This is a genomic window from Eisenbergiella sp. OF01-20 (assembly GCF_003478085.1).
Taxonomy (GTDB): Bacteria; Bacillota; Clostridia; order Lachnospirales; family Lachnospiraceae; genus Eisenbergiella.
This window is the reverse complement of record NZ_QUES01000001.1, coordinates 206,617-221,392: the sequence shown is the minus strand read 5'-3', so window position 1 is coordinate 221,392 and position 14,776 is coordinate 206,617. Positions and strand designations below refer to the sequence as shown.

The window sequence follows — 14,776 nt, the reverse complement described above, 5'->3', positions numbered from 1 at the left end:
CCATCTCTTACCAGTTTATCTTGCATCCGGGACAAACATCGGTTAGAATGAAGGTGCTGCTGATAATTATATATGGAGGATTATTCATGAGCGAGGATAATATTAATATGCCTTCAGGCGAACCTGAAGAAGAAATGAGCGTGGAGCTGGAGCTTGAAGACGGCACACTTGTCAACTGTGCGGTTATTACAATTCTGGATGTGGCCGAAAAGAGCTATATCGTACTTCTTCCGCTGAATGAAAACGGTCAGAATGAGGATGGGGAGGTTTGGTTCTACGGCTATACGGAGAACGAAGAGGATCCTAACGAAGAGCCGGAGCTGCGTTTTATTGAGGATGACGAGGAATACGAAATGGTGGCTGATGCGTTCGATGAATATCTGGACAGCTGTGAATTCGATGAACTGATTGATCCTGAGGATGAATAAGCCGGCGTTTATCTGCCAAGCTCAGTGAGGAACCGGGAGGGAAATCCCGGTTCTTCTTTTGTTCCGGACACATAGGACAGGGTGAGCTTATGCCGGGCCCGGGTCATCGCCACATAAAGCATGCGCCGCTCTTCCTCCACCGATTCTCCCTTCATGCTTTTTTTATGGGGAATGACTCCCTCATTGCAGTCGGGTATGTATACGGTGTTGAATTCCAGACCTTTGGAGGCATGCATGGTAAGGATATATACGCCGTCCCGCATATCCGGATCCCGCCCTGCCTTTTCCAGTTCTTTTTCACAGATCAGAATATGGTTCACAAGGTCTTCCAGAGAGGCGAAATTTCTCATCTGCCGCTGCATCCATTCCGCTTCCCCCAATAAGGCTCCCTTTTCTTTCCCTTCCTCCCTCTCCATTTTCCGGAGATAATCGTCGTAGCCCATTCCCTTGCGTATATAATTTACCGCTGCAAACAGATCCATCCGCCTGATACGTTCCGTATCCAGCTGAAGCCGGCGCAGCGTATCCTTCATATACGGTTTTTCCCTGTAAAAGATAAGAAGTTCTCCGAAATCCACCCGCTCTCCGGGAACGGCATTCCGGCTGATATAGCGCACGGGCTTATTCATGATCCGGTAAAAATCTTTTCGGTACTGCCCTCCCAGGGCGAATTCCAAATAGGCCAGAATATCCTGAGGCACCCTTTGCCTGTATGGGTTTTTGATTTTTTCTTTCATGCGGAAGGGAATCCCTTTCTCCGCCAGTTTTCCGGCCATCGCGCAGGCATCCTGATTGGTCCTGTATATAATAGCCGTTTCCCGCAGCGCCTGCATGGAAGCGTTATTCTCTTTTGCGATTTCTCCGGCAATTTCTTCGTTTTCCTCCTCCCTGGAAGCAAAGCTGCGGTAAATTACCGGCTGCCCTCCTTCGGCTGCCGCCTCGGTTTTTTTCGCATATCTATTATGGTTAACAGCAATCAGCTGTCCCGCGCTCTTTATAATTTCGGGTGTGCTGCGGTAGTTTTTTTCCAGCTGTACCTTCCCCGCATCCGGATAATCCTTCAGAAAACCCAGCATGATTTCCGGCCTGGCTCCCCGGAATGCATAAATCGACTGATCGTCATCCCCAACAATGAACAGATTGTTTTCCGGCAATGCCAGAATACGCAGCACTGCATACTGGACCGGGTTAATATCCTGGAATTCATCCACCAGAATATAACGGAATTTATCCTGCCAGGCTTTACGGATAGCAGGTCTGTCTGTAAGAAGGCTGTGACATTTCAGCACCATATCGTCAAAATCCAGCTTCCCCCTCCCCCGCAGTTCTTCTTCATATGCCCGGAAAACCGAAGTGAATTCTTCCATCTGCCTTTCTCCCGCCTGTGCACAGCACCCGTTATTTTTAAACCGGCTTATTTCAGCCAGCAGGTTTTCTATCGCTTCGTCCGCGGAAGCGGGGCCGTCTGGATTTTGACAGGTACAGGAGGGGTCGGATAATATGGTTTTCAGGATTTCTTTTTTTTCATAATCGGAGATAACAGTACCGGAACGGTAATGATAAGAGGTTTTAAGAATGTGATAATAGACTGCATGGAAGGTTCCGAAGTTTACCGGATACTGCTTCCCCTGCGTTTTTGCCCGAAAGCGTTCCTTCATTTCCTTTGCCGCGGCCTTGGTAAAGGTTATCACAAGGATGGAGGATGGATCCACGCCCCTGTTTTCCACCAGATGCAGAATTCTCTGGATGATCGTGAAGGTTTTTCCGGAACCGGGCCCTGCCAGGACGAGCAGGGGACCGGTTCCGTGCTTTATTGCTTCTATCTGGCCGCGGTTATTGTCCTGGGTTTCTGTGGGTTTATGCACAGGCATTCCGCAGCATCTCAATTGCCGTACGGATACGGGCGAGAGATTCTTCTTTTCCAAGAACAGCCATAATTTCCGTAGCTCCTGCGGGCGTCATCTGCTTTCCGGAAACCGCAGTACGGACGGGCCACATCACGTAGCCGTTTTTACAGCCTTTTTTCTCCACATAGGAAACCAGCGCCTGGTACAGTGCGTCATTGCTGTAATCCTCCTGGGCCTCCAGGATGGGCAGCAGCTCGGTCAGCACCTCCAGGGAGCTTTCACTGTTGGTTTTCATCTTTTTATGAGTGTACATTGCCACATCATATGCCGGCAGCGCCGCGAAAAAATCCACCATTTCCTCGATATCCGGGAATACTTCGATTCTGGTCTTTACCATTTCCGCAACAGCCTTATAATCTATGTTCCCCGGCAGCGCTTTTTTCAGGTACGGCTCCGCCATCTCATAAAACCGGTCGAAATCCATAGCCTTGATGTATTCCCCATTCATCCATTTCAATTTGGTATAGTCAAATACCGCCGGGGATTTTGACATATGACGGTAATCAAATTCCCGGGTCAGTTCCTCCAGGGAAAAGATCTCTTCATTATTTTCCGGGCTCCAGCCAAGAAGCGCCACAAAGTTAACAATAGCTTCCGTCAAAAAACCCTGCTCCACCAGATCCTCATAGGAGGAATGGCCGCAGCGCTTGGAAAGCTTATGATGCTCCTCATCCGTAATCAGCGGGCAATGCACATAAACAGGCACCTCCCATCCGAAAGCATCATAAAGCCTGTTATATTTGGGAGAAGAGGACAAATACTCATTTCCCCTCACCACATGTGTGATCCCCATAAGGTGATCGTCCACGACATTGGCAAAATTATAGGTGGGATAGCCATCGGATTTAATCAGGATCATATCGTCCAGCTCCGCGTTGTCCACAGTGATGTCCCCATAGATTTCATCATGGAAGGTAGTGGTGCCTTCCGTGGGATTATTCTGACGGATGACATAGGGAACGCCTGCTGCCAGCTTCTCTTCCACCTCTTCCTTGGTGAGGCTGAGGCAGTGTTTGTCATAGATATTAATTTCCTTCCCCGCTACCGTACGGGTCAGGGTAGCCAGCCTGTCCTTGTCGCAGAAACAGTAATAGGCTTCCCCTTTTTCCACAAGCTTTTTCGCATATTCCAGATAGAGTCCGCAGGCCTGGCGTTCACTCTGGACATAAGGGCCGACGCCTCCGTCCTTATCCGGGCCTTCGTCATGTCTGAGGCCTGTCTTTTCCAGGGTTCTGTAAATGATGTCCACAGCCCCCTCCACAAACCGTTCCTGATCCGTATCTTCAATACGCAGAATGAAATCGCCGCCCTCATGCTTGGCGATTAAATAGGCATACAAAGCAGTACGCAGATTTCCCACATGCATACGTCCTGTGGGGCTTGGTGCAAAACGGGTTCTTATTTTTGTCACTTGTCTTATCCTTCGCTTTCCCAGTTTCTGAACTGTTACTTATTTATTCATCAGTGCTTTCTCTTCTTCCGCCGCAGAAATATCGGGAATCCTCTTCTCCGCCGCAGACTTAAAGGCATTTACCTCCTTCATGGCCTGGGGAATCGCAATATTGGTTCCGGCTCCCGCAATACAGCCTCCCGGACATGCCATGCCTTCTATCAGGCAGCCGTTTTTCTTTCCTGCCTTTGCCAGCATCAGCATTTTCCGGCATTCGGCCAGGCTTTCCGCATGCTCGATATTCACCTCCACATCCGGGTAATATTCCCGGATACAGGCTTCTATAGCGCTGGCAACGCCTCCCGCCACACCGTAGCCGCGGCCCGCTCCTGTTGCATCTTCCAGCTTATCCTCCGCCCGTACCCCCTTCAGTTCAATCCCTTTGGCATCAAACATACCTGCTAATTCTTCAAAGGTAATCACAAAATCCACATCGGAACGGACGCTCTTTCTGGAAGCCTCCAGCTTTTTGGACGCACAGGGGCCGATAAACACCACGCGGGCCTCCGGGTGCTCTGCTTTGATCCTGCGCGCCGTTGCCACCATAGGAGTCAGGGCATGCGAAATATTATCGATGGTTTCCGGGAAGAACTTCTTAGCCAGCATGGACCAGGACGGACAGCAGGAGGTGAGCAGAAATGGCAGTTCCCCGGTTGCCACCGCATGGACATAATGTTCCGCTTCCGCAGCAGCCCCGATGTCGGCTCCGATGGCAGTCTCATAGACATCTGCAAAGCCCAGCTGTTTCAAGGCGGTTTTCAGCATATCCGGCGTTACTCCCGGGCCGAACTGCCCTACAAAAGCAGGCGCAACCTGGGCTATGATTTTCCTGCCGGACTGGATAGCCCGGATGAGCTGGAAAATCTGTGACTTATCCGCGATGGCTCCAAACGGGCAGTTCACCATACACTGTCCGCAGGAAACACATTTTTCTTCATTTATGACTGCACGGCCCTGATCGTCGCTTTCAATGGCTCCTACGCCGCAGGCCAGGGCACAGGGGCGCACCTGATGGCTGATAGCGTCATAAGGGCAGATAGCCTTGCATTTTCCGCACCGGATGCATTTTTCCGGATCAATATGGGATTTTCCGTTTATCATGGAAACCGCTTCCTTGGGGCATACCTCCCGGCAGGGATGGGCCATACAGCCCATACATTTATCCGTCACTATATAACGGTTCACCGGACAGGCATTACACGCGGACGGAATAACCTGCACCAGCGGCGGTTCGTAATATTTCTGATCAATATCACTCTCATCCAGACCCTGTGTCAGGTGCACCGGCACATTTTCCGGTCTGAGGGAAAGCCCCATTGCCATACGGATCCGTTCCGTCACCACGGCCCTCTCCCTGTAAATACTGTCTCTGTAAGCCGGAGCCTGCGCTCCTACAATTTTATAAGGCAGTTCTTCCGCATCATCCTTAAGATTCTCGGAAGTATACGCCAGATTGGCAATCTCCTTAAAGACACGCCTGCGGATCTGCCTTACCTGTGTGTCAATTCCTCTCACCTGCGTCCTCCATTCCTGTATTTGTAATGGCTGTATTTGCTGTCATATTTAAGCATTTCCATGTTTAAGCATTTCCATCTTTTCCTATTTTTACACAAACCGGCCACTAAATCAAGAATTTATCACAGAAAAAAACTGCCGATTTGGAATACAAGCACACTTACCAGCCAGGCAAGTCCGATTTGAAAAACCATTACCGCCGAAGTGAATTTCCAGGAACCGCTTTCTTTTCTAATGGTTGCTATGGTAGCCACACAGGGAACATAAAGCAGGCAGAAAAGCATCAGACAGAACGCGTTCAGCCCGCCGAAGGAAGGGTCAAACTGCCTGATATTTTCAATAATGGATGCCATACCCGCCGCGGAATTGGCATTGGATACACCGAATAATACGGAGAAGGAGGAAACCACAACCTCTTTGGCAGATATTCCGGATATCAGGGCGACCGCAATCTGCCATAACCCAAGCCCTGCGGGCTTCAAAACCGGAACCAGGAGCCTGCCCAGGGCGGCGCCGAAGCTTTCGGAAGGATCCGCCACCATACCTTTTCCTCCAAAATTCAGGATGAACCAGATAATTATGGAAGCGATGAATATGGTAGTTCCCGCTTTCGTCAGATAATCCTTCAGCTTGTTCCATACATAGGTACGTATGGTCCTCGCATTGGGCCTTTTATATTCCGGAAGTTCAATCATCAGAGACTGGTTGACCTTTCCTTTTTCCAGCTTATGCTGCACAAGCGCCACCAGGATACCCATTACCATTCCGATGACATACATGGAGAAAGCCACCAGCATGGCACACTGGGGGAAGAACATTTCCGAAAACAGCACGTAAATAGGGAGCCTGGCCGAACAGGACATAAAGGGAGTCACAATCATCGTTCTTCTTCTGTCATGCTCCGTTTCCAGGGCCCTTGTGGCCATGATAGCCGGAACCGTACAGCCGAAGCCAAGAACCATAGGAAGGAAAGCTCTCCCGGATAATCCCACTTTACCCATAATGCCGTCCATGACATAAGCGACCCTGGCCATGTAACCACTGTCCTCCAGAACCGCCAGCGCCAGAAACAAAATGAAAATGTTGGGAACAAAGGTCAGAATGCCGCCTACGCCTGCAATCACGCCATCTACTACAAGGGAAACCATCCAGCCGGCCACATGAAGCCCTTCCAGTCCGGCCCGCATCAAATCAGAAAAAACAGCAAGGGCATATTCCAGTCCGCCCTTAAGGAAATCCCCTACAAAAAAGGTCAGGAAAAATACAAGGGCCATAATACACAGGAAAACCGGGACACCCCATATGGGATGGGTCAGCACCTTATCGATCCGATCCGTACTTGCCGCTTTCCTGTCTCTGTAAAAAAGTACCTCTTCGATTATTTTCTCAATATATTCATATTTTTTTGCCGTAATCTCTTTTTCATAGCTGTGATCCGCTATGGCTTCCACCTCCAGAGGATGATCCTTCTTAACCTCCTCGTCGTTTTCCAGAAGCTTTATCGCATGCCAGCGTACGGAAGAATGATTGGGATAGCTGGATTTCATTCGCTCCTCCAGGGCAGAAAGCTTCGCTTCCACCTCTTCCCCATAATCCAGAATATCCTTTTTGGGTCCTTCCTCGTAATGATGCACCACCGCATGCATCAGAATGTCAAGACCTGTCCGCTTCGCGGCGGAAACAGGGACTACAGGGATATCCCCCAGCATCTCCGGCAGACGGTGCATGTCAATCTCCATCCCCCGTTCCTTCACAATATCCATCATATTTAAAGCCAGTATCACAGGCTTTCCCAACTCCAGCAGCTGTAAGGTAAGATACAGATTTCTTTCCAGACACGAAGCGTCAACCACATTGACAATTACCTCGATGTCGTCGTCCAGCACGCATCTGCGGGTTACCTTTTCTTCAATGGTATAAGAAGTCAGGGAATATATACCAGGGGTATCCACCAGCTTCAGATCATACCCTTCATACTGGAGATTCCCTTCATATTTTTCCACGGTGACCCCCGGCCAGTTAGCCACCTTCAGCTTGGATCCCGTGATCGCATTAAACAATGTGGTTTTTCCGCAGTTAGGATTCCCCACAAACGCTACATGTACATGATTATCCTTTCTCATCTGTTTCCACCCCCTTCACAACAATACCGGAGGTGATATGCTTTCCCAGGGCAAGCCGTGTTCCTCTCACATAAATAATCAGCGAACCGTTCCTTTTCCGGTTCAGCATTTTTACCTTCGTTCCTTCGATTAAACCCAATGCCTGAAGCCTTCTGGAGATACCCTGTTCTATCCCGATATCTTCCACAAAATACTGGCCTCCTACCTGCCCTTCATAGAGTGTCATGGTAGCTTCGTCCTTCCTCTGTAAGTTATTTGATAATCATTCTCAATTAGGATTATATTCTCCCCTTATGGAAATGTCAACCACCTTACGCAGAGAACTGTTACAGATTTTTGCGCTGCCGTTTTCACCACAGCTTTTCTTTCCATTTAAAAAATGCTATACTGTTCTGCATGTAGGGAAAGGAAGGACGTTTCATGATCAGAAAAGAAGAAATATCGTATAACTTCATCCAGAAGGAGCCGCAGACAGGAAGTTATCAGGGAATGCGGTATTATCTCACGAAAAAAGGGGACCAGCTTTCCGCCACAGTATACCCGGATAAGTTCTGTTATGTGAAAACACCGGAGGAACAGAAGGTCACCAGGGAGTTTCCGAATACCCCGGAATCCATGCCGGAACTGATCCGCTGGCTGAATGAACAGCATGAAAAAGGGCGTTATTAAGTAGCAAAAGGCAAACTCTCCACATATCATAATATTAAATAAATATGTAGTATATGAGAGGAGTTTTATGCAGGATTATAACTATGACGAATGTTTCGAACAGTTTCCCATAGCTATGGCTTATGTTCCCTGGCAGCATATGACCAACATCTGTGAGGATCTGGACGAAGCCTTTACATGCGGCACAATCTTTCCTGAATTAATCAAACCTTTTACTGGAAGGAGATGTGTGAAATGAGTTGTCAGAATTGCCCGCCTTGCGCGAACCCGGAGCAGGAACGCAGCCTGCACAACATCAGCATCGTAAGCTTTGTAGTGGTAGAGCTCACCGAATATCTGGATACCCATCCCTTTGACAGAGAAGCGCTGAATTATTTCAACTATTACAATCGGATGCTGAATAAGATGTCTGCGGAATTTGCCACCAAATATTTTCCGCTTAACCTTGCAACTGCGGATCCGAATAACAGGGAATGGAATTGGGGCCTTGCGCCTCTGCCATGGGAAGGGGTGTGAAACGTAAATGTGGAATTATGAAAAAAGACTGCAGTTTCCGATAAATATCAAGGAGCCCAACGCAAAATTGGCACAGTTTATTATCTCCCAATACGGTGGACCGGACGGAGAACTGAGCGCTTCCATGCGTTATCTCTCCCAGCGTTATACCATGCCGTACAGAGAAGTTGCCGGACTGCTTACCGACATAGGGACAGAAGAGCTGGCGCACTTCGAGATGATCGGATCCATCGTATACCAGCTGACCAAAAATCTGTCCATGGAAGAAATTGAAAATTCCGGCTTCGGACCTTATTATATCGACCATACCACCGCTCTCTGGCCTCAGGCCGCTGGCGGAATTCCTTTCAACGCCTGTGAATTCCAGTCAAAAGGAGATATCATCTCCGACTTGACCGAGGATATGGCTGCGGAGCAGAAGGCCCGTACCACCTACGACAATATCTTAAGAACCGTAAAGGATCCAGAGGTTGCCGCCCCCATCCGATTCCTGCGTCAGCGTGAAGTCGTACATTTCCAGCGTTTCGGAGAAGCTCTCCGCATCGTCCAGGATAAACTCGACAGCAAAAACTTCTACGCCTTCAACCCTGAATTCGACAGATGCAAGAGTTAACCTTGGCGGGTTGAAGGCGTTGCCTTCTAACCCTGAATTCGACAAATGCAAGAGTTAACCTATCTTCATACAGCAGCCCGGGCCTATCAGCCCGGGTCTTGTCTTTGTTTCATTATCTATACCACCCCTGAACTCCCTACCTGTTATCCCCCAGGAAGAACAGCGCCACCGTCCCCGGACCGGAACGGGCGCCAATCGTGGGGCCTATTGTGTTTCTCATACACTCCCGGATACTGAATCTTCCTTTTACCAAATCGCGGGTTATAGTTCAGACGGTCCTTTGTGCCCTGCGCCATCCTCTCCTACTATAACTTTTGTACATTCTTCCTGTTTTAGCATGGGACGGGCTGTTCCCACAAAATAAAATACAGGCACCGGAAAAGCGGGCACCTGTATTTATTAGTGTTCCGATCATGCCGCGCACTTGCTGCACGGCATCGGGTCCATTTTTATTTTGTTCTTGTTAGTTTCCCTTTTTATCCACCGGATCCAGCGCTCCCGGAAGCCGCAGCCGGAAAAGCCTTTTGGCAAGCTGTCTGGCATTGAAAGGTACGACGGGATAAATATAGCTCTGGTTGGACACGGTACGGTTTGTAACCATAAATACGACGGCAAGAAGGATGCCTGCCCCGTAGCCCCAAACCCCGAAAACAGCCGTGAGTATCAGGTTAATAATACGCATGAATTTCAGGGCGTAACCCAGCTCATAGCTTGACTGGGTATAGTTGGCTATAGCCACAAACGCCATGTACAGCATGACTTCGGAATTAAACCAGCCGCTGTTTACGGAAAATTCACCCAGCACCAGCGCCGCCATGACACTCAGGGGGGTACTCAGCATATTCGGCGTGTTGACTGCCGCCAGGCGGAGGCCGTCGATAGCCAGCTCCAAAATGAGGAACTGCCAGATAAGGGGAATATTTACCGTATCCCTCACCATAATGAATTCAAAGCCTTTCGGTATCAAATCCGGATATTTCATCAGAAGCAGAAAGGTAGGAGTCATCAGATAGGTCAGTATGGCGATAATAAAGCGGGAAAGCCTTAAATACGTACCGGTTATGGGCGGAAAATAATAATCATCCGCCTCCTCCACCACATCAAAAATAGAGGTTGGCATAATCAGCACCGAAGGGGAATTATCCACCAGAATTATGATATTACCCTCCAGAACCTGGGCGGATGCCGTATCCGGGCGTTCTGTAAATTTGAATTTAGGAAAAGGGTTATACCACCTTCTGTCATAAAGGCATTCTGCCAGGCTTTCCTGGTTCATGGTCAGCGCATCCACCTGGATATTCTTAATTTTATCCCTGATTTTTTCCAGAAAAGCGTGATCAACACGGGTATCCATGTAACAAAGCACAATATCCGTCTTGGAGCTTTTCCCGGCATGCATCATTTCCATCACCAGATCGGTGGAACGGATTCGTCTGCGGATAAGGGCGGTATTAAAAACAATAGTCTCCACAAAGCCATCCTTGGATCCTCTGAGCACCTTATCTTTTTCCGGCTCCTCCACCCCTCTCGCGGGATAAGTTCTGGAATCTATCAGGATACATTTGTCAAAACCGTCCACAAACAGCAGAAAGACGCCGGACATCAGGCTGTAAAGAAGTTCTTCCCAGGTATCCTTCAGATCCACCTCCACGTAAGGCACGAAGCTCTTTGACATTTCATGGGCATTTTCCGGCATATTTTCCTCTGTCATATCCATAAAATGCTGCAGCAGCTTCTGCATCATTTCATCCTTGCAGAAACCGTCAATCAGATAAATACAGGCGTTTTTTCCGCCAATCTGTATCACCCGGTAGATCACGTCAAAATTCTTATCCGCCTTAATGACTTTATTCAGGTAAGCCATATTTGTTTCCAGGCTTGTGGACATCTTTTCTTCCGTGGAATGTTTCTCTTCCATGGAATGCTTCTTTTCCATTACCATATATAAAAACTCCTTTCCGGACATATAGATATAGTTTGTCCGGAAAGGAGTCTGGTTATACGCTCTGTGTCGTGCTTCCGAAGCCGCCGTTTCTCACGCCGCCGGCATCATCATCCTCGGTTATTCCATATTCCAGGAAAATACCCTGCATGAAACCTTCGCCGGCCTGCAGCTTCAGCACCTTCCCTTCGTTGGAATCATTGGTTATCTTTGCAAAAATATGGCCTTCGTTATCACTGTTGAAATAATCGCTGTCTATAATCCCCACCGTGTTATTCAGCTGCAGCCTGAACTTAAATCCAAGCCCGCTTCTGGGATACAAATGAAGCACCCATTCCGGCTGCATGGAAGCGCGGATGCCCGTGGGGATTTTAACCGTCTCCCCAGGCTTGAGTTCCAGCGAAACCGGAGTAAAAAAGTCGTAGCCCGCACTGCCGCTGGTTGCCCTGGCAGGCAGCCTTAAAGCCTCGTAGATACCGTCGATCTGTTCCTGCGTATAAGCCGGAAAGGAATCCTTAAAATCAGAGAAAAACTGTTCCCTGCTCACCTTCATAAATTTTGCTATTCTCCGCATCCTGATCTCCTCTCCTTCTGTCCGTCCGCCGTCATCTGTAAAGTATCCTCCGTGCATGGATAATCCGGGCTGTGAAGGACCGGCACCGCCGGGTTTTCCTGTTTCAGGGACGCCTGCACATCGACCACCCTCTGGTTGGAGCTGCCCTTCCACATCAGTTTCACATCTCTCTTTGCAATCTCAAATTCCCCGTCCACCAGCACATCTACATACTGCATGAGGGAATCCCGGTATAAATGCTCCCATACATCCCCGGTATACAGCCAGATGGTTTTATCGGGATATTTTTCCTTAATTTCCTTCATCAGACTGCGCACATCCCCTTTATTTGCAGGATGAAGGGGATCTCCGCCGGAAAAAGTGATACCGGAAATATATGATTTATCCAACTGTCCGAAGATTTCCTTTCTGGCAGCTTCGTCAAAGGGCAGGCCGCCCTCCGGATCCCAGGTAATGGGATTCTGGCATTCTTTGCAGCAATGCTCGCAGCCGGATACCCAAAGAACCACGCGGAGGCCGTCGCCGTTGAGCATATCATCCTTTGTAATGTTGTGGTAGCGCATGTTACATCGATTTCCTTTCCGCGATTTCGGCCATTTTGGCATCATTCAGCCTGGTATCCCCATGGACTCTGGAGTAGGACAGATAGCCGTTCATTCTGTCAATCTTTGTAAGGTTATGGCTTCCGCATTTGGGGCACACATCCATTTCCAGCTCCTGATGGCCGCAGTCGTCACAGTAAGCCAGGGAAAGGTTTACTCCTTCATAAAACCCTTTTTCCATAGCTCTGCGGATGAGGGTCTTTACCGCCTCCGTATTATAGTCTATGGGATATTTCACGTACTGGATCTTGCCGCCGTTGCACAGATTCCAGAAACGTCCTTCCTTATCCTGCTTTTCAATAGGGGTAATTTCTTCCGTCACATGGCAGTGAAAGCTGTTGCTCACATATTCCCTGTCGGAAACACCTTCTATGATCCCGTATTTGTTCCGGAACTGTTTCACCTGAAGCCCGCACAGATTCTCCGCAGGGGTTCCGTAAATGGCGTAAAGGTTGCCGTCCTGTTCCTTGTACTCATTGATTTTGCTGTTGATATGCTCCATTACCTCCAGGGCGAACTGGCCGTCCTCCACCAGGGATTTACCATTATAGAGCATCTGCATTTCATTCAGCGCCGTAATGCCGAAGGATGCGGTTGCGGATTTCAGGAGGGGTTTGATCTTGTCGGAAAGCTTCAGGTTTCCACCCAGGAAACCGCCTTCACAGTAGGCAAGGGGATTGGTGGAAGCGCGCATTTCACCCAGATAAGCATAGGTACGGATATGCAGCTGCCTGATAAGGTTCAGGTAATAATCCAGCACCTCATAAAAATCCCTGCTCTCCTGTCTGGCCTTAGCCAGGATCATGGGCAGATGGAGGGAAACGGCTCCGATGTTGAAGCGGCCCACGAATACCGGAACGTCCTTTTCATCCGCGGGATGCATTCCTCCCCTTTCATACCAGGGGGACAGGAAAGCGCGGCATCCCATAGGGGAAATGATTTTCCCGTATTTTTTATACATACTCGCCACATAACCTTCACCGGTCAGGCTCAGCCAGTCCGGATACATCGTCCGGGCGGAGCATCTTACGCCGGCTTCAAACACATCCTCCAGCGGCTTTCCGGCGCCGTGCAGGTTTTCATCATACAGGAATACGATCTTGGGGAACAACACCGGCTTTTTGAAGCCGTCCTTCCCCTGCCCTTCCCGGCGCACATTCAGCATGGACATGGTCGCCAGCTTGGCAAAACGGCCGGTCCCGGTTCCTGCCGTTACCGTGATAAACGGATAATCCCCGCGGCTGCTGGCTACGGTATTGAACTTGTACTCCCAGCCCTGGAAGCCCTGCTCCATTTCCTTCACCACATCCCGGTAGGCCACTTCCTCTGCCTTTTCTGCGGGAACACCCAGGGCGAGGTATTTATTCAAATCTCTTTCATAAGATTTCTGCGCATACGGCTCCAGAATCAGATCCACGCTGGGTACGGTAAAGCCGCCGTACTGCTGGCTCGCCGCACTGAGCACGATATCGCCGATTACGTCAAAGGCCACGTCCAGGGTCTTGGGTTCATTATACCAGATATTGCCCATTTCAAAACCGCCCGAAAGGACATTGCGCACATCAAACAGACAGCAGTTCATGGTATCTCTTCTGGCGGACATGTCATGGACATAAATATAGCCGTCCCTGCAGGCCTGTATCTCTTCCGTGGTCATAAAAAACTTCTGGTACAGCTCCTTGTTCAGCTGATTGAAAATCAGGCTTCTTTTCGTGGAAACCAGGGCGGAGTCAGTATTGGCGTTTTCCTTGTCCCCGATATACATAATGGACTGGCTCTTCTTATAAACATCGTCCAGCATGCGGACAAAATCCTGTTTGTAGTTCCGGTAATCCCGGTAGCTCTTGGCTACAATGGGTTTTACCTCCTCCAGTGCGCTTTCCACAATATTATGCATAACAGGGATGGGGATTTCACGGCATTCCAGCTCGTCCACCTTTTCAATCACATAACGGCATATTTTTCTTTTGTCTTCATCCGTAAACTTGGTAAGGGCACGGTATGCGCTCTTGCCCACCGCGTTAACCACCTTCTGCACATTAAAGGATTCTCTGGTCCCATCCTTCTTGACCACCTTCACATCCAGCCTGGTCTTATATTCGCTGCCGTAATCCTGACCTTCCTTTTCTTTCATTCCCTGCACCGTAGTATCCATCTTTCTCTCCTATCTGCGCTCTTTTGGCACGTATTCCTGACTGCCGGTCTGTCCTGAGATCCATGACTTCCGATGATTCACCGGCTTGCTTGCACAGTCACACAAAACGGGCAAAAAATCCGGCCTGCTGGAAGCAGCTTCGGGAAGTGTCTCCTTCGTCCGGAGCACCCCGGCATAGTTTCCCTCATCCGGTCATACGTTACCTTTTGTATTGTCATCCGTATCCTGCAATCCCTGCGGAATGCAGGTTCCGGCTGTTTTTGCCGACAGGATAATACCATA

Annotated in this window: 13 protein-coding genes and 1 pseudogene; 5 read left to right on the top strand and 9 right to left on the bottom strand. The window is 49.2% G+C overall.

The genetic code is table 11. The annotated features are described in order from the left end of the window. Positions 1-86: 86 nt before the first annotated feature. Positions 87-428, top strand: coding sequence for a DUF1292 domain-containing protein (locus DXA36_RS00995; RefSeq protein ID WP_118675819.1), 342 nt, complete (start codon positions 87-89; stop codon positions 426-428). Positions 429-436: 8 nt separating this feature from the next. Here the strand turns inward: DXA36_RS00995 and DXA36_RS00990 are convergent, their stop codons facing one another. The 5 genes from DXA36_RS00990 to DXA36_RS00970 all read right to left on the bottom strand — a co-directional run bounded on the left by DXA36_RS00990 (position 437) and on the right by DXA36_RS00970 (position 7,649). Then, positions 437-2,299 carry an ATP-dependent helicase gene (locus DXA36_RS00990; protein ID WP_118675818.1) on the bottom strand — a complete coding sequence of 621 codons (1,863 nt, stop codon included), beginning with the start codon at positions 2,297-2,299 and terminating at the stop codon, positions 437-439. Continuing rightward, the gene (gene gltX, locus DXA36_RS00985) at positions 2,286-3,746 is read right to left on the bottom strand and encodes a glutamate--tRNA ligase (RefSeq protein ID WP_118675817.1); all 1,461 of its coding nucleotides are present in this window, start codon (positions 3,744-3,746) and stop codon (positions 2,286-2,288) included. The genes DXA36_RS00990 and gltX overlap by 14 nt, the downstream gene beginning before the upstream one ends. Positions 3,747-3,785: 39 nt before the next feature. Then, a complete protein-coding gene (locus DXA36_RS00980; RefSeq protein WP_118675816.1) occupies positions 3,786-5,300 on the bottom strand; it encodes a 4Fe-4S dicluster domain-containing protein in 1,515 nt (504 codons plus the stop codon). Positions 5,301-5,422: 122 nt separating this feature from the next. Then, positions 5,423-7,423 carry a ferrous iron transport protein B gene (gene feoB, locus DXA36_RS00975; RefSeq protein WP_118675815.1) on the bottom strand — a complete coding sequence of 667 codons (2,001 nt, stop codon included), beginning with the start codon at positions 7,421-7,423 and terminating at the stop codon, positions 5,423-5,425. Beyond that, a complete protein-coding gene (locus tag DXA36_RS00970; protein WP_118675814.1) occupies positions 7,410-7,649 on the bottom strand; it encodes a FeoA family protein in 240 nt (79 codons plus the stop codon). Before DXA36_RS00970 ends, feoB begins: the two co-directional genes overlap by 14 nt. Positions 7,650-7,843: 194 nt before the next feature. Here DXA36_RS00970 and DXA36_RS00965 point away from each other — a divergent pair, with 194 nt between their 5' ends. The 4 genes from DXA36_RS00965 to DXA36_RS00950 all read left to right on the top strand — a co-directional run bounded on the left by DXA36_RS00965 (position 7,844) and on the right by DXA36_RS00950 (position 9,221). Then, complete coding sequence (locus DXA36_RS00965) at positions 7,844-8,092, top strand: GNAT family acetyltransferase (protein ID WP_118675813.1); 249 nt, start codon at positions 7,844-7,846, stop codon at positions 8,090-8,092. A gap of 67 nt (positions 8,093-8,159) precedes the next feature. Then, positions 8,160-8,330 carry a spore coat associated protein CotJA gene (locus DXA36_RS00960; RefSeq protein ID WP_118675812.1) on the top strand — a complete coding sequence of 57 codons (171 nt, stop codon included), beginning with the start codon at positions 8,160-8,162 and terminating at the stop codon, positions 8,328-8,330. Then, the gene (locus DXA36_RS00955; RefSeq protein ID WP_118675811.1) at positions 8,327-8,608 is read left to right on the top strand and encodes a spore coat protein CotJB; all 282 of its coding nucleotides are present in this window, start codon (positions 8,327-8,329) and stop codon (positions 8,606-8,608) included. The genes DXA36_RS00960 and DXA36_RS00955 overlap by 4 nt, the downstream gene beginning before the upstream one ends. Positions 8,609-8,615: 7 nt before the next feature. Continuing rightward, on the top strand, positions 8,616-9,221 hold the full coding sequence (locus DXA36_RS00950) for a manganese catalase family protein (protein WP_118675810.1): 606 nt from the start codon (positions 8,616-8,618) through the stop codon (positions 9,219-9,221). A gap of 463 nt (positions 9,222-9,684) precedes the next feature. Here the strand turns inward: DXA36_RS00950 and DXA36_RS00940 are convergent, their stop codons facing one another. The 4 genes and pseudogenes from DXA36_RS00940 to nrdD form a co-directional block, all read right to left on the bottom strand. Further along, positions 9,685-11,163, bottom strand: coding sequence for a spore germination protein (locus tag DXA36_RS00940; RefSeq protein ID WP_243114535.1), 1,479 nt, complete (start codon positions 11,161-11,163; stop codon positions 9,685-9,687). A 55-nt stretch (positions 11,164-11,218) separates the two neighbouring features. Beyond that, positions 11,219-11,737 (bottom strand): deoxyuridine 5'-triphosphate nucleotidohydrolase, encoded by a 519-nt coding sequence (locus DXA36_RS00935; RefSeq protein WP_118675809.1) that lies wholly within the window; start codon positions 11,735-11,737, stop codon positions 11,219-11,221. A gap of 95 nt (positions 11,738-11,832) precedes the next feature. Beyond that, a pseudogene (gene nrdG / locus DXA36_RS00930) lies at positions 11,833-12,300 on the bottom strand (anaerobic ribonucleoside-triphosphate reductase activating protein); the annotation flags it as partial. 1 nt (position 12,301) lies between these two features. Continuing rightward, the gene (gene nrdD / locus DXA36_RS00925) at positions 12,302-14,473 is read right to left on the bottom strand and encodes an anaerobic ribonucleoside-triphosphate reductase (protein ID WP_118676373.1); all 2,172 of its coding nucleotides are present in this window, start codon (positions 14,471-14,473) and stop codon (positions 12,302-12,304) included. Positions 14,474-14,776: the final 303 nt, after the last annotated feature.

Coding starts and splice junctions, on each gene's coding strand:
- DXA36_RS00995 (WP_118675819.1), top strand. CDS start 87: ATGAGCGAGGATAATATTAATATGCCTTCAGGCGAACCTGAAGAAGAA.
- DXA36_RS00990 (WP_118675818.1), bottom strand. CDS start 2,299: ATGCCTGTGCATAAACCCACAGAAACCCAGGACAATAACCGCGGCCAG.
- feoB (WP_118675815.1), bottom strand. CDS start 7,423: ATGAGAAAGGATAATCATGTACATGTAGCGTTTGTGGGGAATCCTAAC.
- DXA36_RS00970 (WP_118675814.1), bottom strand. CDS start 7,649: ATGACACTCTATGAAGGGCAGGTAGGAGGCCAGTATTTTGTGGAAGAT.
- DXA36_RS00965 (WP_118675813.1), top strand. CDS start 7,844: ATGATCAGAAAAGAAGAAATATCGTATAACTTCATCCAGAAGGAGCCG.
- DXA36_RS00960 (WP_118675812.1), top strand. CDS start 8,160: ATGCAGGATTATAACTATGACGAATGTTTCGAACAGTTTCCCATAGCT.
- DXA36_RS00955 (WP_118675811.1), top strand. CDS start 8,327: ATGAGTTGTCAGAATTGCCCGCCTTGCGCGAACCCGGAGCAGGAACGC.
- DXA36_RS00950 (WP_118675810.1), top strand. CDS start 8,616: ATGTGGAATTATGAAAAAAGACTGCAGTTTCCGATAAATATCAAGGAG.
- DXA36_RS00940 (WP_243114535.1), bottom strand. CDS start 11,163: ATGGTAATGGAAAAGAAGCATTCCATGGAAGAGAAACATTCCACGGAA.
- DXA36_RS00935 (WP_118675809.1), bottom strand. CDS start 11,737: ATGCGGAGAATAGCAAAATTTATGAAGGTGAGCAGGGAACAGTTTTTC.
- nrdD (WP_118676373.1), bottom strand. CDS start 14,473: ATGAAAGAAAAGGAAGGTCAGGATTACGGCAGCGAATATAAGACCAGG.